Origin of the sequence: Streptomyces yatensis (assembly GCF_018069625.1) — a bacterium.
In the GTDB taxonomy this organism is placed as follows: domain Bacteria; phylum Actinomycetota; class Actinomycetes; order Streptomycetales; family Streptomycetaceae; genus Streptomyces; species Streptomyces yatensis.
This window is the reverse complement of the sequence record NZ_CP072941.1, coordinates 6,237,668-6,261,248: the sequence shown is the minus strand read 5'-3', so window position 1 is coordinate 6,261,248 and position 23,581 is coordinate 6,237,668. Positions and strand designations below refer to the sequence as shown.

The 23,581-nt window shown below is 72.4% G+C and carries 19 protein-coding genes; 2 read left to right on the top strand and 17 right to left on the bottom strand.

All coding sequences use genetic code 11. The features are described from left to right. Nucleotides 1-43 precede the first annotated feature (43 nt). The 10 genes from J8403_RS26285 to J8403_RS26240 form a co-directional block, all read right to left on the bottom strand. The gene (locus J8403_RS26285; RefSeq protein WP_211125308.1) at nt 44-2,365 is read right to left on the bottom strand and encodes a xanthine dehydrogenase family protein molybdopterin-binding subunit; all 2,322 of its coding nucleotides are present in this window, start codon (nt 2,363-2,365) and stop codon (nt 44-46) included. Further along, nucleotides 2,362-4,521 (bottom strand): (2Fe-2S)-binding protein, encoded by a 2,160-nt coding sequence (locus J8403_RS26280; protein ID WP_246585994.1) that lies wholly within the window; start codon nt 4,519-4,521, stop codon nt 2,362-2,364. Before J8403_RS26280 ends, J8403_RS26285 begins: the two co-directional genes overlap by 4 nt. Next, entirely contained in the window at nt 4,518-5,417 is a 900-nt protein-coding gene (locus tag J8403_RS26275) for an FAD binding domain-containing protein (protein ID WP_043237255.1), read from the bottom strand. Before J8403_RS26275 ends, J8403_RS26280 begins: the two co-directional genes overlap by 4 nt. Before the next feature lie 323 nt (nt 5,418-5,740). After that, nucleotides 5,741-7,396 carry a beta-N-acetylhexosaminidase gene (locus J8403_RS26270; protein ID WP_211125307.1) on the bottom strand — a complete coding sequence of 552 codons (1,656 nt, stop codon included), beginning with the start codon at nt 7,394-7,396 and terminating at the stop codon, nt 5,741-5,743. Between the two features lie 75 nt (nt 7,397-7,471). Further along, nucleotides 7,472-8,341 carry a carbohydrate ABC transporter permease gene (locus J8403_RS26265; protein ID WP_211125306.1) on the bottom strand — a complete coding sequence of 290 codons (870 nt, stop codon included), beginning with the start codon at nt 8,339-8,341 and terminating at the stop codon, nt 7,472-7,474. Beyond that, the gene (locus J8403_RS26260; RefSeq protein WP_211125305.1) at nt 8,338-9,336 is read right to left on the bottom strand and encodes a carbohydrate ABC transporter permease; all 999 of its coding nucleotides are present in this window, start codon (nt 9,334-9,336) and stop codon (nt 8,338-8,340) included. The genes J8403_RS26265 and J8403_RS26260 overlap by 4 nt, the downstream gene beginning before the upstream one ends. After that, nucleotides 9,333-10,670, bottom strand: a complete 1,338-nt coding sequence (locus J8403_RS26255) for an extracellular solute-binding protein (RefSeq protein WP_211125304.1) — start codon at nt 10,668-10,670, stop codon at nt 9,333-9,335. The genes J8403_RS26260 and J8403_RS26255 overlap by 4 nt, the downstream gene beginning before the upstream one ends. A gap of 158 nt (nt 10,671-10,828) precedes the next feature. After that, the gene (locus J8403_RS26250; RefSeq protein ID WP_211125303.1) at nt 10,829-11,239 is read right to left on the bottom strand and encodes a hypothetical protein; all 411 of its coding nucleotides are present in this window, start codon (nt 11,237-11,239) and stop codon (nt 10,829-10,831) included. Between the two features lie 145 nt (nt 11,240-11,384). Further along, nucleotides 11,385-11,675: a DUF3039 domain-containing protein gene (locus J8403_RS26245; protein WP_079059403.1), complete on the bottom strand. Its 291-nt coding sequence runs from the start codon at nt 11,673-11,675 to the stop codon at nt 11,385-11,387. A 21-nt stretch (nt 11,676-11,696) separates the two neighbouring features. Beyond that, nucleotides 11,697-12,284, bottom strand: coding sequence for a YqgE/AlgH family protein (locus tag J8403_RS26240; RefSeq protein ID WP_059144558.1), 588 nt, complete (start codon nt 12,282-12,284; stop codon nt 11,697-11,699). 255 nt (nt 12,285-12,539) lie between these two features. On the opposite strand from J8403_RS26240, the gene murA reads away from it, so the two are divergent. Beyond that, nucleotides 12,540-13,883, top strand: a complete 1,344-nt coding sequence (gene murA, locus J8403_RS26235; RefSeq protein WP_161561124.1) for a UDP-N-acetylglucosamine 1-carboxyvinyltransferase — start codon at nt 12,540-12,542, stop codon at nt 13,881-13,883. 169 nt (nt 13,884-14,052) lie between these two features. On the opposite strand, the gene J8403_RS26230 is transcribed toward murA, so the two are convergent. Both J8403_RS26230 and J8403_RS26225 read right to left on the bottom strand, forming a co-directional pair. Further along, on the bottom strand, nt 14,053-14,334 hold the full coding sequence (locus J8403_RS26230; RefSeq protein WP_009717479.1) for an HU family DNA-binding protein: 282 nt from the start codon (nt 14,332-14,334) through the stop codon (nt 14,053-14,055). Nucleotides 14,335-14,589: 255 nt separating this feature from the next. Continuing rightward, a complete protein-coding gene (locus J8403_RS26225; RefSeq protein ID WP_211125302.1) occupies nt 14,590-16,011 on the bottom strand; it encodes an NAD-dependent malic enzyme in 1,422 nt (473 codons plus the stop codon). 269 nt (nt 16,012-16,280) lie between these two features. Between J8403_RS26225 and J8403_RS26220 the strand changes: the two genes are divergently transcribed. After that, complete coding sequence (locus tag J8403_RS26220; RefSeq protein WP_014061093.1) at nt 16,281-16,490, top strand: cold-shock protein; 210 nt, start codon at nt 16,281-16,283, stop codon at nt 16,488-16,490. Between the two features lie 208 nt (nt 16,491-16,698). Here the strand turns inward: J8403_RS26220 and J8403_RS26215 are convergent, their stop codons facing one another. From J8403_RS26215 to J8403_RS26195, 5 genes are all read right to left on the bottom strand, one after another. Continuing rightward, complete coding sequence (locus J8403_RS26215; RefSeq protein WP_425519832.1) at nt 16,699-19,194, bottom strand: HelD family protein; 2,496 nt, start codon at nt 19,192-19,194, stop codon at nt 16,699-16,701. A 63-nt stretch (nt 19,195-19,257) separates the two neighbouring features. Beyond that, nucleotides 19,258-20,016: an anti-sigma factor family protein gene (locus tag J8403_RS26210; protein ID WP_211125301.1), complete on the bottom strand. Its 759-nt coding sequence runs from the start codon at nt 20,014-20,016 to the stop codon at nt 19,258-19,260. Continuing rightward, a complete protein-coding gene (locus J8403_RS26205) occupies nt 20,013-20,534 on the bottom strand; it encodes a sigma-70 family RNA polymerase sigma factor (RefSeq protein ID WP_211125300.1) in 522 nt (173 codons plus the stop codon). The genes J8403_RS26210 and J8403_RS26205 overlap by 4 nt, the downstream gene beginning before the upstream one ends. Nucleotides 20,535-20,806: 272 nt before the next feature. Then, a complete protein-coding gene (locus J8403_RS26200; RefSeq protein WP_211125299.1) occupies nt 20,807-21,403 on the bottom strand; it encodes a CGNR zinc finger domain-containing protein in 597 nt (198 codons plus the stop codon). 848 nt (nt 21,404-22,251) lie between these two features. Beyond that, on the bottom strand, nt 22,252-23,421 hold the full coding sequence (locus J8403_RS26195) for a uroporphyrinogen-III synthase (protein WP_211125298.1): 1,170 nt from the start codon (nt 23,419-23,421) through the stop codon (nt 22,252-22,254). Nucleotides 23,422-23,581: the final 160 nt, after the last annotated feature.

Here is a 23,581-nt window from a genome sequence, read left to right as displayed (position 1 = left end):
GGCGCGGGCGGCGGGCCCGCGCCGCGGCCTGTGCCGCAGGCGTCTAGCCCCGGTTGACGACCGCCGCCTGGGGGCGGATCGGGAGGCGGTTGACCGGACGGCCGGTGGCCGCGCGGACCGCCGCCGCCACCGCCGCCGGGGAGGTGACCACCGGCACCGCGCTGACCGGCTTGGCGCCGAAGGGGGCGACCACGTCCCGCTCCTCGACCAGCTTGACGATGCGGATGTCGGGGACGTCCAGCGCGGTCGGCAGGGCGTAGCCGGTCAGGTCGGGGTGGCGGACCACACCGCGCGAGGTGCGCAGGTTCTCGGTGAGCGCCGCGCCGATGCCCTGGGCGACGCCCGCCTCGATACGGGCCCTGAGCTGACGCGGGTTGAGGATCCGGCCCACGTCCTGCGCCACCGTCATGTCGACGACCCGTACCGCGCCGATCTCGATGTCGACGTCCACCACGGCCCGCACCGCGCAGTAGGCGAGCCCGACGAAGGCGTCACCCTGCCCGGTCTCGTCCAGCGGCTCGGTGGGGTGCGGACGGCACTGCGCGGTGGCCCACAGCTCCTTGCCCTCCAGCGCCTCCTCGACGGTGGTGCTGAGCACCCCGTCATACGAGGTGATCTTGCCGTCGGCGATGCTGAGCAGCTCGGTCGACATGCCGAACGTATGCGCGAGCGGCTGCAGGAGCTGGGTGCGGACCATCTTCGCGGCCCGCTCGACCGCACCGCCGGAGACCCAGGTGTGGCGGCCGCGCGAGGCGGGCCCGGCCGGGGGCTGGTCGGTGTCGATGGGCGCGATATGGACCTCCTCGATACCGAGGACGTCCTGGACGATCTGGCGGGCCAGGGTGGCGAAGCCCTGGCCGGTCTCGACGGCCGCGCAGATGACCGTGGCCACCGGGCCGGTGACCTTCACGGTGGCGGTGGAGACCTCGTCGGCCCCCTCGGCACCGAGCATATGGACCATGCCGAGGGCATAGCCGACCCCGCGCCGCACGGCGGCCGGGTCGCCCGCGCCCTCCAGGCCGCCCGGCAGCAGCCACTCCTCCTCCGGGTCGTCCTTGGGGAGGGCGGGCAGCGGTGCGTCCCTTACGGCCTGCAGCAGTTCGGCGACCGGGGCCGGGCAGGTGACGGTCTGTCCGGTGGGCAGCAGATCGCCGGTGGCCATCACATTGCGCATCCGGATCTCGACGGGGTCGATGCCCAGCTTGGCCGCCAGCTTGTCCATCTGGCCCTCGTACGCCGCGCACACCTGCATCGCGCCCTCGCCGCGCACATGGCCGGAGGGCGGGTTGTTGGTGCGCACGGCCCAGCCCTCGATGAAGGCGTGCGGGACGACGTAGGGGCCGCAGGCGAAGGAGACGGCGGCGGCCAGGGTGTCGCCCGAGGAGTCGGCGTAGGCCCCCGCGTCCAGCAGGATCTGCGCCTCGACCTTGACCAGCTTGCCCTGGGCGTCCGCGTGGTGGCGGTAGCGCAGCAGGGTGGGGTGGCGGTGGGCGTGGCCGAGGAAGGACTCCTCACGGGTGGCGGCCAGCTTCACCGGATGGCCGGTGCGCAGCGCCAGCAGCCCGAGCGGCAGCTGCATCCCCGGGTCCTCGCGCTCGCCCATGGCGCCGGGGACGCCGGTGACGACGACCTTCACCCGCTCCGGCTCCAGCCCGAAGCAGGCGGCGGCCAGGTCGCGGTCGGCGTGCGGATCGGTGGAGGCGGTGTAGATCTCCACCCCTCCGTCGGGGCGCGGCACGGCCAGGCCCGCCTCGGCGCCGATGGGCGCCGGGTCCTGACGGCCGATGCGGTACAGCCCCTCGGCGATGACCTCGCCGACCACGTCCGGGTCGCCGAAGGACAGCGGGATATGGCGGACCAGATTGCCGTCGGGGTGCAGCGGCTCGGCGGAGAACGCCTGCTCCGGGTCGGTGACCGGCTCCAGCACCTCGTACTCGACGGCGATGGCGGCGGCCGCCAGCCGGGCCGTGTCGGGGTGGTCGGCGGCGACCGCGGCGATGGGCTCGCCGTGGTGGCGGACCAGGTCCTTGGCGAAGACCGGACGGTCGGCGACCCGGCGGCCGTGGGAGGCGTCGCCGGGCACGTCGGCGTGGGTCACCACGGCCCGTACGCCGGGCATCTCGACGGCCTGGGTGGTGTCGATGGAGACGATGCGGGCGTGCGGGTGCGGGGAGCGCAGCACCGCGGCCCACAGCAGCCCCTCGGCCCACAGGTCGGCCGCGTACGGGAAGGTGCCCGTGGTCTTGGCCGCCGAGTCGGCGGGCGGCAGGGAGACGCCGAGGCCCATGGTGGACGGGGGCTGGATGGGCGTTCCGGCGGCGGGGGTGGCGGTGACGGCGCCCCCGCCGTCCGCGATTCCGGTCATGCCGATGCCCTTCCGCTACCGCTTCCGTTGACGCTCCCGCCGTTGCCGGTGATGCCGTGCGGTCCCGTCTGGTGCGGGATACGGGCCGGGTCCTGGTGGGCGTCGGGTCCGCCGTCCGGCTCGGCCTGCGCCGCCTCGTCGGCGGCCTCGCGGCCCGCGACGACCTCGCGGACGGCGTCGAGGATCCCGCGGTAGCCGGAGCAGCGGCAGAGGTTGCCGGAGATCGCCTGGCGGGTCTCCTGGTCGGTGGGGGCGTGGTTGCCCTCGAGGAGGTCATGCATGGTCATCGCGAGCCCGGGCACGCAGAAGCCGCACTGCACGGCCCCGCATGCGGCGAGCGCCCGCTGGACGTCGGAGGGCTGTCCGCCGGTGGCCAGGCCCTCGACGGTGCGGACCTCGCTGCCCGCGGCGGTGGCGGCGGGCACCAGGCAGGAGGCGACGAGCCGCCCGTCGACCTGGACGGAGCAGGCCCCGCACTCGCCCTGTGAGCAGCCGTCCTTGGCCCCGGCGAGGCCGAGGCGCTCGCGCAGGACGTAGAGCAGCGACTCGCCGATCCAGACGTCGGTGACGGGGCGGTCGGCGCCGTTGACGCGCAGCACGTAGGAGGCGAGCGGATGCTCGCTGTGGCTCGGCTGCTCATCGGCGGCCGGGGCCGCCTCGGCGGAGGCGGGCTCCGTAAGGGGCTCGACGGGGGCGCCGGCGGCCTCGGGAGCGTCGGCCGGGATCCCGGCCGGGGCGGGCACCGCGGCGGCCTCAGGGGCCGCGAGATCGCCCTCGGCCGCGGTCGGTTCGGGCTCCTCGGCCGCGGGCTCGGCGGGCTCCGGCCCGGTGTCGTCCGGCAGCGCTTCGGCGGGGGCCTCGGCGGCGCTCGGCGCGGCGTCGGGGGCGTCGGTGTGGCCCGCGCCGTCCTCGGGTCCTGGGTGCGGGGCGTGCCCATGGGCGTCGCCCGCGAACCCGTCGTCCGCGAACCGGTCGTCCGTGAACCGGTCGTCCGCGAACGCGCCGGGCCAGCTCGTCTCCTGGGGCAGTCCGGGCGCCGGGCTGCCGTGCGGCGGGGTCTCGAGACCGGCGTGCTGACCGTCGACCGGGAACTCGCCGGAGTCCCCGGCGGCCGGGCCGTCGGGCCGCCGCCCGGGGTCGTCGGCGGGCATCCGCTCACCGGGCGCCGGGCCGCTGTGGGGCGGGGTGCCGCGGGGCGGGGTGTGCGGCCCCTGGTGCCCCTCGGCCGCGAACTCGCCCGAGTCCCCGGCGGAGGGCTCCGGCCACGCCGGATCCTGGCGGTCGGGCATGCGCAGCCGGCGGCGGGCGGGCGGCTGCGCGGGCGCGGCCGGGCCCGGGTGGCCCTCGACCGCGTACTCCCCGGAGTCCTCCACGCCCTCCTCGGCGGCCGGAACCGACCACTGGCCGGTGTGCCCCTGCTGCTGCCCGGGCTGCGGCTGCGGCTGCTGGGGCTGATGCGGCTGCTGGGGCTGATGCGGCTGCTGCCGGGGCGCCGACCCGGCGAAGGGCATCCGCAACTGGGCCGTCGTCTGCGGGTCCTGAGGGCCGTCCGCGTGGCCGCCGTACGGCGGGGCGGCCGGGCCGGGGTGGTCGTCGACCCGGTACTCACCGGTCTCGTCCACACCTTCGTCGCCCGCGACCGGGATGGTCCACTGGCTGGTCTGCACCGGCCCGCCCGCGCCGTTGTCGGACGAGGCGGGCACCGGCCAGTCGTCGACCGGCCAGTCGTCCACCGGCTCCTCGGCCGCCGGGGCCGGCCAGTGGCCGGTGTGCGGCGGGTGGTGGCCCTGCTGGTTCTCGGCGGGCACCGGCCACTGGACGGAGCCGTGCGGATCCTGCCGGCCGCCGTACAGATAGCCGCCGTCGGTCTCCGCGGTGGTCCACTGCCCGGTCATGCCCTGGTCGTGGGCGGACGGCTGCCACTGGCCGCCATGGGACGGGTCGCCGTGGCCCACGTCCATCGGCGGGGGCGCGTAGCCCGTGCCGGGGGCCGCGAGCGGGTCCCAACGGCCGGACGGATCCGTCGGGTCCGGGTGGGCGTAGTCCGGCGGCAGCTGTACGAACGCCGTCGACTCGGCGTCGTACTCCGGGCCGTGCGGCATCGGCTGCCATCCGCTCCCCGGATCCGGCCGGTGCGGCTGCTGTTCATCACTCACGCGAGTGCCCTCCCCAGAGCTCGGCGGGCCAGGGCCGCCACGGTACGCCTCAGGTGGATCGCGGCAGGTGGCAGGGGGACCGGCTCGCTTCCGTCCTGCGGGGGCAGCGGATCGGGGATGCACGCGGCGGCGACGTACTCGCCGAAAGCGGTGGTGACCTGCGGATCGAGATGGCCGCGGTCGCCGTCCCAGTCGATGAGCGAGGCGACCCAGCGCTCGGCGTCCAGGGGGCGCAGCGGCATCGGCGCGACCGCCCCGACCGCACAGCGCACCCCGCGCCGCGCCGGGTCGAGGACGAGGGCGACCGAGGCGGTGGCCCGGCCGGGCCCGGTGCGCCCGGTGGCCTTGATGAAGGTCTGCGGGGCGTGCAGCAGCGGAACCCGGACGAATCCGACGAGTTCACCGGGGTTCAGCAGATCGACCCCGGCGAGCAGATGGCTGACCGGGATCTCGCGGCGGGACCCCTCGGGCCCGGCGATGATGACCGTGGCCTCCAGCGCGGCGAGCACCGGCAGCGCGTCGCCGGTGGGGGCGGCGGTGACGATGTTGCCGCCGAGGGTGCCGGCGTTGCGGATCTGCGGTGGTCCGGCGGCCCGCGCGGCCGCGGCCAGCGCCGGGATCAGCGCGGCGAAGTCGGGGCGGCCCATCCGGGCGTGGGTGAGTCCGGCGCCGAGGAGGGCGTGCCCGTCCAGATAGCGCCAGCCCCGGATTTCGCTGATCCGGCCGAGGCCGACGAGCGCGGCGGGCCGCAGCAGGCCGGAGTTGACCGCGGCCATCAGATCGGTACCGCCCGCCACGGGCACGGCGGCGGGCATGGCGGCCAGTGCCGCCACGGCCTCGTCGAGCGTGCCCGGCAACGTCACCGTGTGCGCCGCCTGCGGTGCGTGCGTGGTCAACCCAGCTGCCCCTTCCCCGGTGTCCCGGCTGTTGCGCCGTACGGTACGTGCTGACAGCCCGGACGTGGCAACTCTGGCACATCTTGCGAGCCCGCCGTCGCGGGGGTCCGCGATCCGTGGATCCGTCCCTGACCTGGGGGATGGTACGGGTTTGGGGCGAGGTCTCCGCCGGGAGTGGATTGCCACGTTTCAGGGACCCTTGTGCGATTTGGTCTTGCGCCGGAGGGACTACGCCGCCGGGGGCGGCGGGGCGTCGGCGCACACCTTTCCAGGGCCCGGTGACCCGCCGCGGCCGGGGGTGCCCCCGGCCGCGGCGGGGCGGCTCACACGATCGGGGGCGCTCCCTCGCGCGGGCGTCCGAGCACGCCGGGGCGCCGCTGCCAGGGGTGCGGACCGGCGGGCGGGCGGTAGCTCACGCCGAGCGCGTCCAAACGCGCGTAATGTGCCTCCATGCGCCCCTGGAACGCACCGAAGTCCCGTTCGGACGACGGCGGCAGCGCGGACCAGACGACCTCGGCGAAGGCGGCGAGCCGGGGGAAGGCCTGGTAGTCGACGCGCCGGCGGTCCTCCATCACCTCGGTCCAGAGATTGGCCTGGGCGCCCAGCACCCGGTCCGCGTCGGCGCCGGCCAGCTCCGGTGGAACCGGTTCGAAGCGGTAGACATCCTCCAGGGTGCGGACATAGCCGATCGGGACCGGCTCGTCCTCGCCCGGAGCCTGCCGGTGGTCGAAGTACACCTGCTGCTCGGGGCACATGACGACGTCGTGGCCGGCCCGCGCGGCGGCGATCCCGCCCGCGTAGCCGCGCCAGGAGGAGACCGCCGCGCCCTCGGGCAGCGGGGCGTCGGCCGCGCCGCCCTCGAGGATCTCGTCCCAGCCGATCAGCCGGCGCCCGCGTTCGGCGAGCCAGTGGCCGAAGTGGCGGACGAACCAGCTCTGCAGCTCGTCCTCGTCGGCGAGGCCCAGCGCGCGGATGCGCTCCTGGGCGGCCGGGGACGCCTTCCACTGGTCCTTGGGGCACTCGTCGCCGCCGATGTGGACGAAGGTGCCGGGGAACAGCTCCAGCACCTCCTCCAGCACCTCCTCGAAGAAGCGCAGCGTGTTGTCGGTGGGTGCGAGTACGTTCGGGTTGACGCCCCAGGTGGTCCAGACTCCGAGGGAGGCGGTGTCGATGACATCGGTGTTGCCCAGCTCCGGGTACGCGGCGATGGCGGCCTGCGAATGCCCGGGAATGTCGATCTCCGGCACGACGGTGATATGCCGCTCGGCGGCGTAGGCGACGATCTCGCGGATGTCGTCCTGGGTGTAGTAACCGCCGTGCGGCCGCTCGTCCCACAGCGCGGACGCCCGGTGGCCGAGCTTGGTGCGCTCACGCCAGGCGCCGGTCTCGGTCAGCTTCGGATGGCGGCGGATCTCGACGCGCCAGCCCTGGTCGTCGGTGAGATGGAAGTGGAACACATTGAGCTTGTGGGCGGCGAGCAGATCGAGGTAGGCGAGGACGCCGTCCTTGGGCATGAAGTGACGGGCCACATCCAGCATCAGCCCGCGCCAGGCGAACCGCGGCGCGTCCTCGACCGTCCGCTCCGCCAGCTCCCAGGTGGCCTCCGCATCCCTGAGCGGGGCGCGGCGGAAGGCGTCGGGGCCCAGCAGCTGACGGAGCGTCTGGGTGCCCCAGTGGACGCCCGCGGCCGTGCCGCCCGCGATCTCCACCCGGCCGTCGGCGACGGTGAGCCGGTAGCCCTCGGGCTCCAGCGCGGTGTCGATCCGCAGCGTGACGGTGTCGGGGCCGCCGGGTTCGCCGTCCGGCAGGGACAGGCCGAGCGCCTGGCCGAGGGTGGTGCGCAGCAGGCGCGCCACGCCCTCGGTGCCGGGGCCGGCGGCCAGGGCGGTGTGCCGCGGGTGGATCCGCGCGCCCGCGCGGCCCGTACGGCTCTGGTCGTGGCGGGGCGCGGGGATCAGCCCCGCGGTGTCGTGTGTCATCTGCTCCCTCATCGGCCCTCGTCAGCGCTTGCCGGCGCTTATCAGCGCGTGTCGGCCCGTTCGTCGGTCGCTTCTTCAGTCCTTCACGGCGCCGCCGAGACCCGAGACCAGCCGGCGCTGTACGAGGACGAAGAAGATCAGCACGGGGATGGTCATGACGGTGGACGCCGCCATGATGCCTCCCCAGTCGTTCCCCTCGGCCTTGAAGAAGACCAGCAGCGCCATCGGAAGGGTGGAGTTCTCGGTCGCGCTGATGATGAACGACTTGGCGAACAGGAAGTCGTTCCAGGTGGAGATGAAGGAGAAGACGCTCGTCGCGACCAGGCCGGGGAAGACGAGGGGGAAGAGGATCTGCCACAGGAAGCGGGAGCGGCTGGCCCCGTCCAGATAGGCCGCCTCCTCCAGCGCCTCGGGCACCGCCTTGACGAAGCCGCGCAGCATCCAGATGGCGAACGGCAGCGAGAAGGCGATATGCGGCAGGATCAGCGAGCCCAGGGTGTTGAGGCCGATCCCCGGCACCGACTCCCCCAGATCGCGCATCAGGAAGAACAGCGGAATGGTCAGCGCCTCGATCGGCACCATCTGCGCGACCAGGAACATGATCAGCAGCGTGGTGCGGAAGCGGAACCGGAAGCGGGCGACCGCCGTCGCCGCGAGGAAGGCGATCAGCGCCGAGGCGACCACCACCACTGCGGCCACGAAGAGGCTGTTGAGGAAGTAGCGCCCGAAGTCCTCCTGCTGGAAGACGCGTCGGAAGGAGTCCAGCGACGGGGCCGTCGTCCACGGCCGGGGCTCGGTGGACTGGATCTCCCCCTCGGGCTTGAAGGCCGAGAGCACCATCCAGTACAGCGGGAAGGCGACCACGGCCGCCACGATCAGGGCGGTGGCCTCGGCGGCGAGGCGCCAGGGACGGCGGATGCGCAGCGAGACGCGCGAGTGGCTCACAGTTCTTCTCCCTGGCGTCGCAGCAGCCGCAGATACACCAGCGTCACGACCAGCAGGATCAGCAGCATCACCACGCCGATCGCCGAGCCCAGGCTGTACTGCGAGGACGCGAACGCCTTCTGGTACGCGTACACGTTGAGCACCATGTTCTGGCGCGCGATCCCGCCGCCGTCCGTCATGACGTAGATCTGGGTGAAGACCTTGAAGTCCCAGATGATCGACTGAATGGTCACCACGACGAGGATCGGCCGCAGCATCGGCGCCATGATGGTGCGCCAGATCCGCCAGGTGGAGGCGCCGTCGAGGGCGGCGGCCTCCAGCACCTCGGTGGGGATGGCCTTGATGCCCGCGTAGACGGTGACCATCACGAACGGGAACGAGCACCACACGACCTCGAACAGCACCAGGGCGAAGGCGCTGTAGCGGTCGTAGGTCCAGGAGTAGTTCTCGAACCCGGAGAGCCCGAACCACACCAGGATCTTGTTGACCGGCCCGAAGTCGGCGTCGAAGAGGAAGACCCAGACCGTCGAGCCGGTGACCGCCGGGGTGGCCCAGGCGCCGAGCGCGGCCAGCATCAGGGCCAGCCGCGGAATGGCCCGTACGCGCGTCAGCAGCACCGCGAGCGCGCAGCCCACCGCGAGGGTGGAGATCACGCAGACGGCGGCGAAGAGCAGCGTGGCCACGACCACGTTCCAGAACTCGCCGTCGCCGAACAGCTCGGCGTAGTTGGCGAATCCCTGGAAGGTGGTCGGCTCACCGCCGCTGACCTGCGCCTGGGTGTACTCCAGGAAGGAGATCAGACCGAGCTGGTAGATCGGGTAGACGAGCAGCCCGCCCAGGACCACGAGCGCCGGGGCGAGATAGAGCCAGGGCGTCCAGCCTCCCCGCCGGGAGCCCCTCCTGGTTCGGCCCCCGGCCGGGACGACGGGGCCCGGCCGGGACCGGCGGACCTTGGCGGGGGCGCGCCGGGCGTGCTGTGCGGTGCCGGAGCTCACTGCTGGAATGCCTCGTCCATCTTCTTCGCGGCGTCCTTGGTGGCGGTCGCCACGTCCTTACGGCCGCTCACGATCTCCTGGAACATGGTGGGCAGGACGAGCTGCGCGTCGATGGCCGCCCAGCCGGGCGAGGCGGGCACGAACTTGGCGCTGTCGTTGAGGGTCTTCACGAAGGGCTTCACGAAGGGGTCCTTCTGCGCCACGTCGCCGCGCACATCGGTGAAGGTCGGCAGGAAGCCCATCGCGTCGTAGAGCTTGCGCTGGGTCTGCTTCCCGGTGAGCGACTGCAGCAGGTCCACGGCGAGGGTGCGGTGGGTGGTGCTCTTGAGCACCCCGACGTTGTTCCCGCCCGCGAAGGCCGGGGCGATGTCGCCCTTCTTGACGCCCGGCAGCGGCACGACCTTGTACTTGCCCTTGACCTTGCCCGCCTCGATGGCCTGACGGCTGAAGTCGCCGCCGATCGCCATGCCCGCCTTGCCCGAGGCGAACGCCTCGATGGTGTCGTTGCCGCCCCACTGGGCGCACTTGGCGGCCGGGCAGTTGTCGTTGCCGAAGAGCGAGGTGTACGCCTTGACGCCCTTCTGGGCGTCGGCGCTGTCGATGGCCGCCTCGTACTCGTTCGAGCCGAACTTGCCCTTCTCGCTGGCGAGATCGCCGCCGTTGGCCCAGATGAAGGGCATCGCGCCGTAGGTGTAGGCGCCGCCGACCGCGAGACCGTACAGATCCGACCGCTCCGAGTGGATCCTCTTCGCGGTCGCAATCAGTTCGTCCTGGGTGGTGGGCGGCTCCAGGTCGAGGTCCTTGAAGACGTCCGTCCGGTAGTACAGCGCCCGGACGCCGACGAAGAGCGGGGCGCCGTAGACCTTGCCGCCGATGGTCAGCGAGTACTTCGCGGTGGGGTCGATGTTCGTCGAGTCGCCCCAGGCGCCGAACTCCTTGCTGATGTCCAGCAGTCCGCCGTCCTTGACGTAGCCGGCGGTGTCGGTGTTGCCGTACTCGATGATGTCGGGCGCGCTCTTGGGGTCGTTGAAGGCCGCCTTGATCTTCTGCGCCCGGGTGTCGATCGGGATGTAGGTCACCTCGACATCGGTCCCGTCGTGCTCCTTCTCGAAGCCGGCGACCGCCTCGTCGATCACCTTCTTCTTGGGCGCGTTGTTGACCTCCTGGAAGAGCCAGACACGCAGCTTGCCGCTCTTCTCATCCTCCTTCGAGCTGTTGTCGGAGGTGGAGGGAGCGCATCCGGTCGCGGCCAGCCCCGCCAGGGTCAGTGCCGCCAGGGGCACGGTGACGCGGGAGGAGAGCCGGGAGAACGCGGAGAGATGGGACGACGTCATGAGGACCCTTAAACATTTGGCGTTGCAGCATATGCAACGCATGTTTCGCTCAGCACAATACGCGTGAGGCTAGGGAACCTTGAGCGACCCCACAAGAGGTCTGAACCACTCCGTGACCAAATAAGCCCGAACCGCTGTGCCGCACAGCGAAGTTCGCGCTAGCGACGCGGCAACTCCTCGCCCGGATAGGCGGGTTCAACATACGGCACGGCCTCCACCCGCGCACCCGCTGCCTCCAGGCGCGCGATCACCCGGTCCCAGTCGGGCCAGGTCTTCCGGATCCGCTCGAGAACGCGGTCGCTGGCCACCAGCACCACGTCACAACCCGGGTCGGCCGCCCACTCCAGAAGTCTGGGAAGGGTCGGCTGCGCGACCGACATCACACAGCTTCCGGCGGGCCGGTAGCCCCGCTCGGCGGCCAGCCGCCCGCACTGCTCCAGCTGGGCGTCCCAGTCCTTCTCGAACTGGCAGTAGGCGCTGGCGCCTTCCGCATCGGGCTCGTCGACCTCACGCGCCCCGAACACCAGATAGGCGGCCCGCGCCGCCCCGTTCTCCGTACGCCCGCTCATGGGCCGACCCTACTGGGGTCATCCGGCGCACGGCAGGGCGCACAAGCACGGCTCGCCCGGCCCGCGACCCCCGAGTGGGGCCGCGGGCCGGGCGAGCCGTCTGTCGCGCGAGGCGTTCCGTCAGGGCCTGGGCCCGGCGGACCGGCTACTTCTTGCCGTCGCCGCCGTCCTTGCCCTTGTCCCCGCCGGCGCCCATGCCCTCGAAGATCTCCTTGCACATGGGACACACCGGGTACTTCTTCGGGTCACGACCCGGGACCCAGACCTTGCCGCAGAGTGCGACGACGGGAGATCCGGAGAGGGCGCTCTCCATGATCTTGTCTTTCTGTACATAGTGGGCATAGCGCTCGTGGTCGCCGTCACCGTGCGACACCTGAGGTGTCGGCTCAACGAGGGTCCCCGTGCCTGCCCCGCGCTCGGGCTCAAGAGTGCTCATACAGCCCTAGGGTACTCATGCCTAGTTGAGAGAAGGGTCGTCCGGATACGTGGCGACCATGGCCAGCTCACTGCGCTGGCGGCGCAGCACCGCGCGCCACAGCCGCTCGGGGGCGGGCGAGGACACATCGCCCGGTTCGGACTCCACCACGTACCACGCGCCCTCGGCGAGCTCGTCCTCCAGCTGGCCGGGCCCCCAGCCCGCGTAACCCGCGAAGATCCGCAAGGACCCCACGGCGGCCGCCAGCAGCTCCGGCGGCGCCTCCAGATCGACCAGCCCGATCGCCCCGTGCACTCTGCGCCAGCCGAGTGGCCCGTCCTCGGTGCGCGCCGGTGACCGGCCCGATTCGCCCGGGACGACGGCCACACCCAGCGCGGAGTCCAGCGAGACCGGACCGCCCTGGAAGACCACCCCCGGCTCCCCGGCCAGCTCGGCCCACGATTCCAGGATGTCGCCCACCCCCACCGGGGTCGGGCGGTTCAGGACCACACCGAGCGAACCCTCCTCGTCGTGATCGAGGAGGAGCACCACCGCGCGGTCGAAGTTCGGGTCAGCAAGCGCCGGTGTCGCGACAAGCAGCCGTCCTGTGAGCGAGGACACCTCGGTCATGGCCACATGATCCCCCATATCCGGGCCGGAGGGGGAGTGGAAGACGAGTCCCGTATGAGAGCAGGTCGGGGCGCAAGACAGCAGATGCGGCGCACGTGACTGTGGGCTCTTCGAGGGGGACGGAACGTGTTGCCGCCCCCGCATGAGTACTCAATGCGCGCAAGAGTCTTACGGAGGCGGTCTCCAGGGCCATTACTCTTGCCTTTTGGCCCCTGTGCCTTTTGGCCCCTGCCCGTCTCAGGAACGCGAGACCCGATGACCCGCTCGAACGATGTCCTGCTCGTCCACGGCGGCACCCCGCTCGAAGGCGAGATCCGTGTCCGCGGCGCGAAGAACCTCGTGCCGAAGGCCATGGTGGCCGCCCTGCTCGGCAGTGCGCCCAGCCGGCTGCGCAACGTCCCCGACATCCGCGATGTGCGGGTGGTGCGCGGGCTGCTGCAGCTGCACGGCGTGACGGTGCGCCCCGGTGACGAGTCCGGTGAGCTGGTGCTCGACCCCACGCACGTGGAGAGCGCCAATGTCGCCGACATCGACGCGCACGCCGGTTCCTCGCGGATCCCGATCCTCTTCTGCGGCCCGCTGCTGCACCGCCTCGGCCACGCCTTCATCCCGGGTCTGGGCGGCTGTGACATCGGCGGCCGGCCGATCGACTTCCACTTCGACGTGCTGCGCCAGTTCGGCGCGACGATCGAGAAGCGGGCGGACGGGCAGTACCTGGAGGCCCCGCACCGGCTGCGCGGCACCAAGATCCGGCTGCCGTACCCGTCGGTGGGCTCCACCGAGCAGGTGCTGCTGACGGCGGTGCTCGCCGAGGGTGTGACGGAACTCTCCAACGCGGCGGTCGAGCCGGAGATCGAGGACCTCATCTGCGTCCTGCAGAAGATGGGCGCCATCATCTCCATGGACACCGACCGCACGATCCGGATCACCGGTGTCGACAAGCTCGGCGGCTACAACCACCGCGCCCTCCCGGACCGCCTGGAGGCCGCCTCCTGGGCCAGCGCGGCGCTGGCGACCGAGGGCAGCATCTATGTGCGCGGCGCCCGCCAGCGCGAGATGATGACCTTCCTGAACACCTACCGCAAGGTGGGCGGCGCCTTCGACATCGGCGACGAGGGCATACGGTTCTGGCACCCCGGCGGCAAGCTCAACGCGATCGCCCTGGAGACCGACGTCCACCCCGGCTTCCAGACCGACTGGCAGCAGCCGCTGGTGGTGGCCCTGACCCAGGCGTCGGGCCTGTCCATCGTCCACGAGACGGTCTACGAGTCGCGGCTGGGCTTCACCTCGGCGCTCAACCAGATGGGCGCGCACATCCAGCTCTACCGCGAATGCCTGGGCGGCTCCGCGTGCCGCTTCGGCCAGCGCAACTTCCTGCACTCCGCGGTCGTCTCCGGCCCCACCAAGCTCCAGGGCGCCGACCTGATCATCCCCGATCTCCGCGGCGGCTTCTCCTACCTGATCGCGGCCCTGGCGGCCCAGGGCACCTCACGGGTCCACGGCATCGACCTGATCAACCGCGGCTACGAGAACTTCATGGAGAAGTTGGTCGAGCTCGGTGCGAAGGTAGAACTCCCGGGCGGCACGGCCCCCGCATAGACGCGGTGGCGCCCGACACGACGCCTCCGTGGTGGCGGGCTCGGGCGCCGTACGGCCTCGTGGTGGCGGGCTCGGGCGCCGTACGCCTCGTAGACGGGCCTCAGGGCCCGTAGGAGCGCCAAAAGGGGCGGTCACCCAGTGGGTGACCGCCCCTTTTGTTCGCGAGGGCTTACTTGCCCTTGGCGGCTTCCTTGAGCTTGGAGCCCGCGGAGACCTTCACGCTGTAGCCGGCCGGGATCTCGATCGGCTCACCGGTCTGCGGGTTGCGCGCGGTGCGAGCGGCACGGTGGGTGCGCTCGAAGGTCAGGAAGCCGGGGATGGTGACCTTCTCGTCGCCCTTCGCGACGACCTCACCGGTCACCTCGGCGAGGGCGGCCAGCACGGCGTCGGCGTCCTTTCGGGTCACCTCGGCGCGCTCGGACAGAGCGGCCACCAGCTCACTGCGGTTCATGTTGTACTCCCGTGTTCATCTTGCCAATGAGGCGTGAGATCGAAGCCGATGCTGCCAGGGCCCTCGGACAGTCCCCGGACCCGGGTCTGCTGTTCAGACCCTCGCGCCCGGAACGCATCCTGCCCGCACCTGTGGCGGGAAAGCCAATCCGGAGCCCTCGAGAGTCACACGAAAAGCGCCGTGGCGGTCGTTTTCCTGCCCGCCACCCTATGGCTGCCTCCGGGACCCCACAGCGCGCGACGCGCCGTGCCGGGCCTAGACCGCAGTGGTACCGGTCACAGGGCGCGCCGCGTCCCGTACGGCTCCGGCGACCGCCCCAGCGACCTTGTCGTTGAAGACGCTCGGAATGATGTAGTTGGCATTGAGCTCGTCGTCGTGGACGACATCCGCGAGCGCGCCGGCAGCGGCCAGCATCATCTCGGTGTTCACCGTACGCGACTGCGCGTCCAGCAAACCACGGAAAACGCCCGGGAACACCAGCACGTTGTTGATCTGGTTCGGGAAATCCGAACGTCCGGTGGCCACGACCGCGGCGGTCTGGCGGGCGATCGCCGGGTCCACCTCGGGGTCGGGGTTGGCCAGCGCGAAGACGATCGCGCCGTCCGCCATGGCGGCCACGTCGTCGCCGGAGAGCACGTTCGGGGCCGAGACGCCGATGAAGACGTCGGAGCCCCGCACGGCCTCGCGCAGGGTGCCCGTGACGCCCTCCGGGTTGGTGTTGTCGGCGATCCAGCGCAGCGGGGACTCCGGGTCGGCGGAGACCAGGTCCTCGCGCCCGGCGTGCACCACACCGTGGATGTCGGCGACCACCGCGTGGCGCACGCCCGCGGCGATCAGCAGCCGCAGGATGGCGGTGCCGGCGGCGCCCGCGCCGGACATGACGACCCTCACATCCTCGATCTTCTTGTCGACCACCCGCAGCGCGTTGGTGAGGGCTGCCAGCACCACGATCGCGGTGCCGTGCTGGTCGTCGTGGAAGACCGGGATGTCCACGGACTCGCGCAGCCGCGCCTCGATCTCGAAGCAGCGGGGGGCGGAGATGTCCTCCAGGTTGATCCCCGCGAAGCCGGGGGCGATGGCCTTCACGATCGCGACGATCTCGTCGGTGTCCTGGGTGTCCAGGCAGAGCGGCCAGGCGTCGATGCCCGCGAACCGCTTGAAGAGGGCCGCCTTGCCCTCCATGACCGGCAGGGCGGCCTTGGGGCCGATGTTGCCGAGACCGAGGACCGCGGAGCCGTCGGTGACGACGGCCACACTGTTGCGCTTGATGGTGAGGCGCCGGGCGTCCTCGGGGTTCTCCGCGATGGCCTGGCAGACCCGGGCGACACCCGGGGTGTAGACCATGGAGAGGTCGTCACGGTTGCGGATGGGGTGTTTCGACGACATCTCGATCTTGCCGCCGAGGTGCATCAGGAACGTACGGTCGGAGACCTTGCCGAGCGAGACACCCTCGATGCCCCGCAGCTTCTCCACGATTTCCTGGGCGTGCGCGGTCGAGGTGGCGGCGATGGTGACGTCGATACGGAGCTTCTCGTGGCCGGAAGCGGTCACATCGAGGCCCGTGACCGAGCCACCGGAGGACTCCACGGCCGTGGTCAGCTGGCTGACCGCGGTACCGCTCGCGGGCACCTCCAGCCGGACCGTCATCGAGTACGAGACGCTGGGCGCCGTTGCCATGGCCTGCTTCCTCTGCTTTCCCTTGTTCATGCCGTCCGGGCCGCGGGAATGCCGGGCCACGTCCTCAGATAGTTGCACCTACCTCTCGGTACGGGGTAACCCGGCCCGACTTTCGGACATATTGTTCTGACATAGCAGAGTGGGGTCAGCCGAGTGGAAAGCCCCACTCCTTCGCGGGAACGCCTGGCGAGGCGGGCCGTCCGCCGCATCCGCCGTCCTAGGCTCTGGCGCGCTACAGCGTCTGAGGAAGAGACAAGAGGAGCGCGGGCATGGCTCAGGGCACCGTGAAGTGGTTCAACGCCGAGAAGGGCTACGGCTTCATCGCCCAGGAGGACGGCGGACCGGACGTCTTCGTCCACTACAGCTCGATCGACGGCAGCGGCTACCGCAGCCTGGTCGACGAGCAGCGGGTCGAGTTCCAGATCGTGCAGGGCCGCAAGGGCCCGCAAGCCGAAGAGGTCCGCATCCTGGGCGGCTGACACCGCCCGGCGCGGACCTCTTCGGGAAAAGAAGAGTGGCACCGACCCGCCATGCTCGCCTCGCGGCAAGTGGTCGCTCGAAGCGACGAAGGTTGGGCCCGGGGGCTTGGATCGGGCCGGTGCCACATCAAGGCTAACAAACAGGTCCGGGAAGGGATTCCCCTCCCGGGGGGTTGATTTCGCCCCCCGGCCGGGCCCGGCGGGAGATTCACTCCCGCAGCAGGTCGGGGACGCCGTGGGGGTCCGGCTCGTCGCGGGTCCCCGACACCACCGTCAGCCGCTGGGTCGCGCGGGTGAGCGCCACGTACAGCACCCGTAGCCCGGCGGGCGACTCGTCGGCGATCTCGGCGGGCGAGACCACGACCGTCGCGTCGTACTCCAGCCCCTTCGCCTCCAGGCTGCCCAGCGCCACCACCCGGTGGCCCAGGCCGGTCAGCCACTGCCGGGCCTGCTCACGGCGGTTCATCGCGACGACGACGCCGACGGTGCCCTCCACCTCCTCCAGCAGCCGCAGCGCCTCCCGGCGCGCGGCCGCGCCGAGGTCGCCGTCCACGCCCGGTGCGAACCGCGGCTCCACGCCCGTGGAGCGGACCGCCTCGGGCGCGGGGGTGCCGGGCATCGCCAGCGTGAGGACCCTGGTGGCCAGTTCGGCGATCTCGGACGGGTTGCGGTAGTTGACGGTGAGGGTGAAGCGGCGGCGCGGGCGGCTGCCGAGCGCCTCGTCCCGGGCCCGCCCCGCCTCGTCCGGGTCGGACCAGGAGCTCTGGGCCGGGTCGCCGACGACCGTCCAGGTGGCGTGGCGGCCCCGCCGTCCCACCATCCGCCACTGCATGGGGGTGAGGTCCTGCGCCTCGTCGACGATGACGTGGGCGTAGTCGGTGCGCTCCTGCTCGGCGCGGTCGGCGCGGCTGCGGCGGGGGCCGACGCGGTCGGCGTAGGTGGTCAGCTCCTCCAGACCGGTCAGCTGGTCCAGCGGATCCACCTCGCGGGGGGCGGCGGGGCGGGCGGGGAGGCCCAGGAGGGTGTTCAGCTCGTCCAGCAGCGCCACGTCATGGACCGACAGCGGGCCCTGTCCGTCCGGGCCGAGCCGGGCCAGCGACCGGGCCACCTGACGGACCTCGCGCGGGTTGAGCACCCGCCGCGACCAGCGCCCCAGCCGCTTCTCATCGGCCATGGCGGCGAGGACGGAACGGGGGGTGAGCTCGGGCCACCAGGCGTCCAGGAACTCCTGGAAGACGTCCTCGGAGGAGATGTCCTCGTCGAAGCCCTCGCGCGCCTCGGCGGCCAGCTCGGGGTCGGTGTAGCGCCGGGGGGCGCCGGAGCGGGACCACAGCGCGTCGAGGAGCAGCCGGCGGGCGCGGGGGCGCAGCAGATTGACGGGTGCGGTGCCGCCCAGCACGTTCTGGCGGATGCGGCGCAGCTCATCCGCGTCCAGCTCGATGCGGGCGCCGAAGGCGACCACGCGCAGCCGCTCGGGCGGGCCGCCGGGTCTGGTCCCGGAGCCCGCGCCGGGTCTGCCGCCGTCGTTCGACGGGGCCGTGGCGGGGGCGCCGAGCGCCGCGTCGAGCGTCAACTGACCGTCATCCGAGGACGAGGCCGACGAGGGGTCCGCCGAGGGGTCCGCGGCTCCCCTCGGCATCTCCAGCGCGCCGCGGGCGGCCTTGCGCAGCACCCTCAGCATCCGGGAGGAGCCCTTGACGCGGGCCACGGCCGGGGTGTCGTACGTGGTGGCCTCGGCGCCCTCCACCAGGGAGCCCACCGCGCGGATGGCCACCTGGCCCTCCTCGCCCAGTGAGGGCAGCACGCCCTCGGTGTAGGCGACCAGCAGCGGGGTGGGGCTGACCACGAGGATGCCGCCCGCGTAGCGCCGCCGGTCCTGGTAGAGGAGGTACGCCGCGCGGTGCAGCGCGACCGCCGTCTTCCCGGTGCCGGGTCCGCCCTCGACCTCGGTGATGGAGGCGGCGGGGGCGCGGATCACCTGGTCCTGTTCGGCCTGGATGGAGGCGACGATGTCCCGCATGGTGTGGCCGCGGGCCTGGCCGAGCGCGGCCATCAGCGCGCCGTCCCCGACCACCGGCAGCGCACTGCCGTCCAGGGTGGCGCTGAGCTCCGGGCGCAGCAGGTCGTCCTCGACGCCGAGCACCCGGCGGCCCTTGCTGCGGATCACCCGGCGGCGCACGACACGGCCGGGGGCGACCGGGGTCGAGCGGTAGAAGGGCGCGGCGGCGGGCGCCCGCCAGTCGATCACCAGCGGGGCGTAGTCGGCGTCGAGTACGCCGATGCGGCCGATGTGCAGGGTTTCGGCGATCTCCGCCCGATCGCCGTCCGGGCCGGTGCGGATGGCGTCGTCGGCGGGCTCGACGGAGGTGTAGGCGCCGTCGGGGCCGCGTTCGCCGTCCTTGCCCGGCAGCAAGTCGATGCGGCCGAAGAGGAAGTCCTCGAACTCGCTGTTCAGCCGGTTGAGGTGGACCCCGGCCCGGAAGACCTGGGCGTCCCGTTCGGCGAGCGCCCCGGGCGTACCGACCTGGCCGCGTTTGGCGGCGTCGTCCATGAGGAACTCCGCCTCGTGGATCTTCTCCTCGAGGCGGTGGTACACCCGGTCCAGATGCGTCTGCTCGATCCGGATCTCGCGGTCCCGGACCCCGTCCCCGCCGTCCCGCCGCGGTGCCGTCCGGTCGTCATGCGTGGCGTTCTGCGCGGCCACCCAGGCCCCCTTCTGTGTTCTTAAGGGCAGCCGTCAACCGTACACCCCTGGGGAGAGGGATTCTCAGAGCCTGACCTCGGCCAGCCGCTGGCCGTCCAGCGTGCGGACCTCGAACCGCTCGATCTCGTCGGTGTTCATGGCGGCGCCGCCCTGGGCGTAGAGCGGCTCCTTGCTCCAGCGCGAGCCGTCCCCGTCCGTGATGCCGTAGCCCGATGTGGGCACGGCCCAGGTGGTGATGGTCTCCTCGTGGCCGTCCTTGCCGATGGCCACCAGGTCGCAGGTGCGCGGCCCCTTGAGGTTGCCCAGCTTGAGGGCGACGGAGGTGCCCCAGCCCTTCTGCTGCAGCGAGACGGACGCGTCCACCTTGGTGACCGGGTCCACCGCGCCGAACTTCTTCCCCTGGTCGTAGACCTGCTGCGAGGTGGAGGCCACCGCCTGGGTCTTCCCGTCGTCGGAGCTCGCGGTGAGCGCCGCGCCCGCGAGCGGGCCGCCGACGATGAGGACGGCGGCCGCGGCGACGAGGTAGAGCCGCCTTCTGCCGGCTGCCTTGCGGCTGACGGTGACGTCGTCCAGGAGCCGGTCGAGCAGTTCGGGCCCGGGGCGGGCGGTGACCACCGACGGGTCCGGGAGCGCCGTGCCGTCGGCGGCGGTGGCGTACTCGGCCAGCAGGGGCGGCAGGCCCATCAGCTCGTCGAGCTCGGCGGCGCACCGCTCGCACCCGATGAGGTGATCCTCGAAGCGCGCCGCGTCCGCGGGGTCGAGCACTCCGAGCGCATAGGCGCCGACCGCGGTGTGCTGCTGGTCGTCCGCTGCCGGCATCATGCCGTAACCCCCCGTTCCTCGAGCGAGAGCTTCAGGGAGCGCAGCGCGTAGAAGACCCGGGACCGTACCGTCCCGGCGGGAACGCCCAGCACTTCGGCCGCCTCACTCACCGTCCGTCCCTTGAAGTATGTCTCCACGAGGGCCGCTCTATGTGCATCGGTGAGGTCATTCAACGCATCGGAAATGGTCATCTGGCGCAATGCGCGGTCGATGTCGTCCGCGGCGGGCATCGCGTGGAGCGGTGCCGCGTCCACTTCATGGGGACGTGCCCGGCGCTGACGGTGGCCGTCGATGACGATGCGGCGGGCCACGGTCACCAGCCAGGGGCGTACCGACCCGCCGGAGCGCTGGAGTTGGTCGGCGTTGCGCCAGGCCCGGAGCAAGGTTTCCTGGACCACGTCCTCGGCACGATGCCGGTCGCCCGCGACCAGGCGCAGGACGAAGGCGAGAAGCGGGCCTGCGTGCTCCGCGTAGAGCGCGCGCATGAGCGCGTCGTCCGGTGTCGTCCTCTCGGTCACGAGGGCATCTTTGCGTACGCAAGCCGCCGGGTCGAGGGGGGTACGGGCTGGAAACGCTCGGCGTTCATCGGCCACCGTGTGATGTACGTCCCAATTCCGGGCTGAACATCTCCCCCTGTGCGATGCGTACTTGAGTCCGAGTAGGCCGACGCCGGGCGGGTGTCGGCCATCAGGAAGGGCTCCCTCCCCAAATCCGCCCCGCAGGCCCCGGTCCCCCCATCCGGGGCCTGCGTCATGTCCGGATCTGGTTCATGCTTTGCTGAAGTTTGGGTTTAGGCGCTGTTCGGGGCCACCCGACGGCGGTGCCGGGCAACTCGTTCGCGGTTCCCGCAGATCTCACTGGAGCACCAGCGCCTCCGGCGACCGCGCGAGGTGTCGAGGTAGAGCAGCGAACAGGTCTCCCCCTCACACCGCCGCAACTGCCCGCGTGCCACCGGGTCGGTGAGCAACTGCACCGCGTCCCGGGCGATCTGGGAGAGCAGCGCACCGCAGTCGGGCTTCCCGGCCAGGGCGCGCACCAGGGTGCCGTCGGGGGTCCGTACGGCGCGCAGGGCGGGCGGCGCGGTGACGGCCAGCGCGTTCATCCGCTCCAGGTCGGCACCGGCGGCGTGGCCCTCGACCTCGGTGTGGACGATGCGGTGCAGCAGATCGCGGGCCGCCCGGAAGCGGACGAGCCAGCGGTGGTCCACGACGTCGAGCGAGGTGCCGCCGGGCACCAGGCCGGCCCCGAGCAGCCAGGCTCTGAGGGGCTCCACGCCACCGAGCCGGTCGACGGGGGCCTCGCTGAGCCGGCCGCCGACCGTGGCCACCAGGTCCAGGCAGATCCGTCCCGAGTCGAACCGCAGGTCGTAGCCCGACGCCGCCGCCATGTTCCTGTCACCCCTTGGGGAAGGCCCGATCCGGTCACCTTTCAGAGTGCCCGCCTCGCGTGGCCCCCGGAACCCCTGCGGGGGCGGGGTGGGCGAACGCCTCGCGAACGCTTTGCGTGCGGCTCCGCCGTGGTGGCCCTGTGGCGTTGTGGGTGGGCGCGGGGCCGCGCCCACCGCCCGGCCATGCGGATGCGCCGCGCGGGACGGGCTCCGCCCAAGGCCTGGGCCCGGCCGCACACCGGGTGCGGGCCGTGGGCGCCTCCGGCGGGAAGCCCCCACCCCGCCCCTTCCCACAGCATCAATATGCGGCTCCGCCGCGTGGGGGGCTCCCTCACCCCCGCCGGGGCTCCGCCCCGGACCCCGCTCCTCAAACGCCGGAGGGGCTGGATTTTCCCCCCGGGACGCACAGACGCCCCGCACCACCGGCGGGCAGCCACGAGACGGCGGGAGGGGCGGGGCCGCACCCACCCCCGCCGAACACTCGGCCCCAAGCCGAGCACGAAACGGGCGGGCGCCCTGGGGCCACCGGCGGGTGGCCGCCGACGAGACGGGAGGGGGCGGGGTCGCAGGGGTGGTGTCCTGGACGCTCGGGGTTCCCCATGCCGAAGGCCAGGGGCGTATTTGTGGCGCCAACCCCCGGCCCACCCCACGCCCCCGGCCAACGGCGCCGTAAATATACGGTCCAGGGCGCCGCCCCGGAGGCCCCGCACCCGGCACCCACCACGAACAACAGGCGCACCCACAGCAACCACCACACACCCGCACCCGCAAGCCGAACCCGCACCCACCCCACACCCCAGCGCACCACCCACGCACCCGCACACAGCGGAACCCGCACCCACAAGCCGCTACGCGTCCGCGTACTTCGTTTCGGCCGCAGGATCCAGCGCCAGCCTGTACCCCCGCTTGACCACGGTCTGGATGAGCTTGGGAGAGCCAAGAGCCGTACGCAGGCGGGCCATCGCCGTCTCCACCGCGTGTTCGTCGCGGCCCGCGCCCGGCAGGGTGCGCAGCAGTTCCGCGCGGGCCACGACCCAGCCGGGGCGCCGGGCCAGGGCGCGGAGCAAAGCCATGCCCGCGGGTGGCACGGTGCGCAGTTCGCCGTCGACGACCACCGCGTGGCCGCGGATCTCCAGGCGTCGCCCGGCGACCGGCAACGGGCGCACCCGGGCCGGGAGTTCCGCGGTCAGCAGCTGGACGAGGGGGCCGAGGCGGAACCGTTCGGGCTGGGAGGTGGGGATGTCGTGGGCCTCCAGCGGGAGCGCGGTGACGGGGCCGACGCAGGCGGGCAGCACGTCGTGGCGGAGGGCGTCCAGGAGTTCCTCGCGCATCCCGCGCCGTTCGGCCCGGTCCAGCAGGCTCGCGGCGGCGGGGGCGCTGGTGAAGGTGACGGCGTCCAGGGCGCGGGCGACCGTGGCGTCCAGCAGGCGGTCGACGGGCCCGATGTCCTCCGGTGGCATCCAGCGGTAGACCGGCACCCCGACCACCTCCGCTCCCCCGGCGCGCAGGGACTCGATGAAGCCGGGCAGCGGCTCGCCGTGCAGCTGGATGGCGATGCGCTGCCCCTCGACGCCCTCGTCCAGCAGTCGCTCGAGCACCTCGGCCATCGACTCGGAGGGCGGGGACCACTCCTCGGTGAGCCCGGCGGCCCGGATCGCCCCGCGCACCTTGGGCCCGCGGGCCAGCAGCCGCACCTCGCGCAGCCGGTCCAGGAGCGCGTCGCCCAGGCCCCAGCCGTCGGCGGCCTCGACCCAGCCGCGGAAGCCGATGGCGGTGGTGGCGATGACGACGTGCGGGGCGTGGTCGATCAACTGCTTGGTGGCGGCCAGGAGTTCGGAGTCGTCGGCCAGCGGCACGATCCGCAGCGCCGGCGCGTGCATCACGGCCGCGCCGCGGCGCCGCAGCAGCGCGCCGAGCTCATCCGCGCGCCGTGCCGCGGTGACGCCCACGGTGAATCCGGCGAGAGGGCCGACGGGCGCCTCGGCGGCGGCAGCGGCTCCGGTCTGTTCTCGGTGCATGGCTCTCGTCCCGATCTCCCGATTCACTCACGTATGGGCGCCTCCGGTTCCGCATCCTGTCGCCGTCCCGTGACGGTGGCGGTTCACGGAGGTTTCCCACCTGTAACGGAGCGTACGGCCGAGGGCCGGAGGCCGGGGGCCTCCCCAGTCGAGGGCCGAA

Coding starts and splice junctions, on each gene's coding strand:
- J8403_RS26200 (WP_211125299.1), bottom strand. CDS start 21,403: ATGGCGGCGGCGTCGGGCTACGACCTGCGGTTCGACTCGGGACGGATC.
- J8403_RS26230 (WP_009717479.1), bottom strand. CDS start 14,334: ATGAACCGCAGTGAGCTGGTGGCCGCTCTGTCCGAGCGCGCCGAGGTG.
- J8403_RS26255 (WP_211125304.1), bottom strand. CDS start 10,670: ATGACGTCGTCCCATCTCTCCGCGTTCTCCCGGCTCTCCTCCCGCGTC.
- J8403_RS26225 (WP_211125302.1), bottom strand. CDS start 16,011: ATGGCAACGGCGCCCAGCGTCTCGTACTCGATGACGGTCCGGCTGGAG.
- murA (WP_161561124.1), top strand. CDS start 12,540: ATGACCCGCTCGAACGATGTCCTGCTCGTCCACGGCGGCACCCCGCTC.
- J8403_RS26245 (WP_079059403.1), bottom strand. CDS start 11,675: ATGAGCACTCTTGAGCCCGAGCGCGGGGCAGGCACGGGGACCCTCGTT.
- J8403_RS26220 (WP_014061093.1), top strand. CDS start 16,281: ATGGCTCAGGGCACCGTGAAGTGGTTCAACGCCGAGAAGGGCTACGGC.
- J8403_RS26270 (WP_211125307.1), bottom strand. CDS start 7,396: ATGACACACGACACCGCGGGGCTGATCCCCGCGCCCCGCCACGACCAG.
- J8403_RS26195 (WP_211125298.1), bottom strand. CDS start 23,421: ATGCACCGAGAACAGACCGGAGCCGCTGCCGCCGCCGAGGCGCCCGTC.
- J8403_RS26250 (WP_211125303.1), bottom strand. CDS start 11,239: ATGAGCGGGCGTACGGAGAACGGGGCGGCGCGGGCCGCCTATCTGGTG.
- J8403_RS26285 (WP_211125308.1), bottom strand. CDS start 2,365: ATGACCGGAATCGCGGACGGCGGGGGCGCCGTCACCGCCACCCCCGCC.
- J8403_RS26210 (WP_211125301.1), bottom strand. CDS start 20,016: ATGATGCCGGCAGCGGACGACCAGCAGCACACCGCGGTCGGCGCCTAT.
- J8403_RS26240 (WP_059144558.1), bottom strand. CDS start 12,284: ATGACCGAGGTGTCCTCGCTCACAGGACGGCTGCTTGTCGCGACACCG.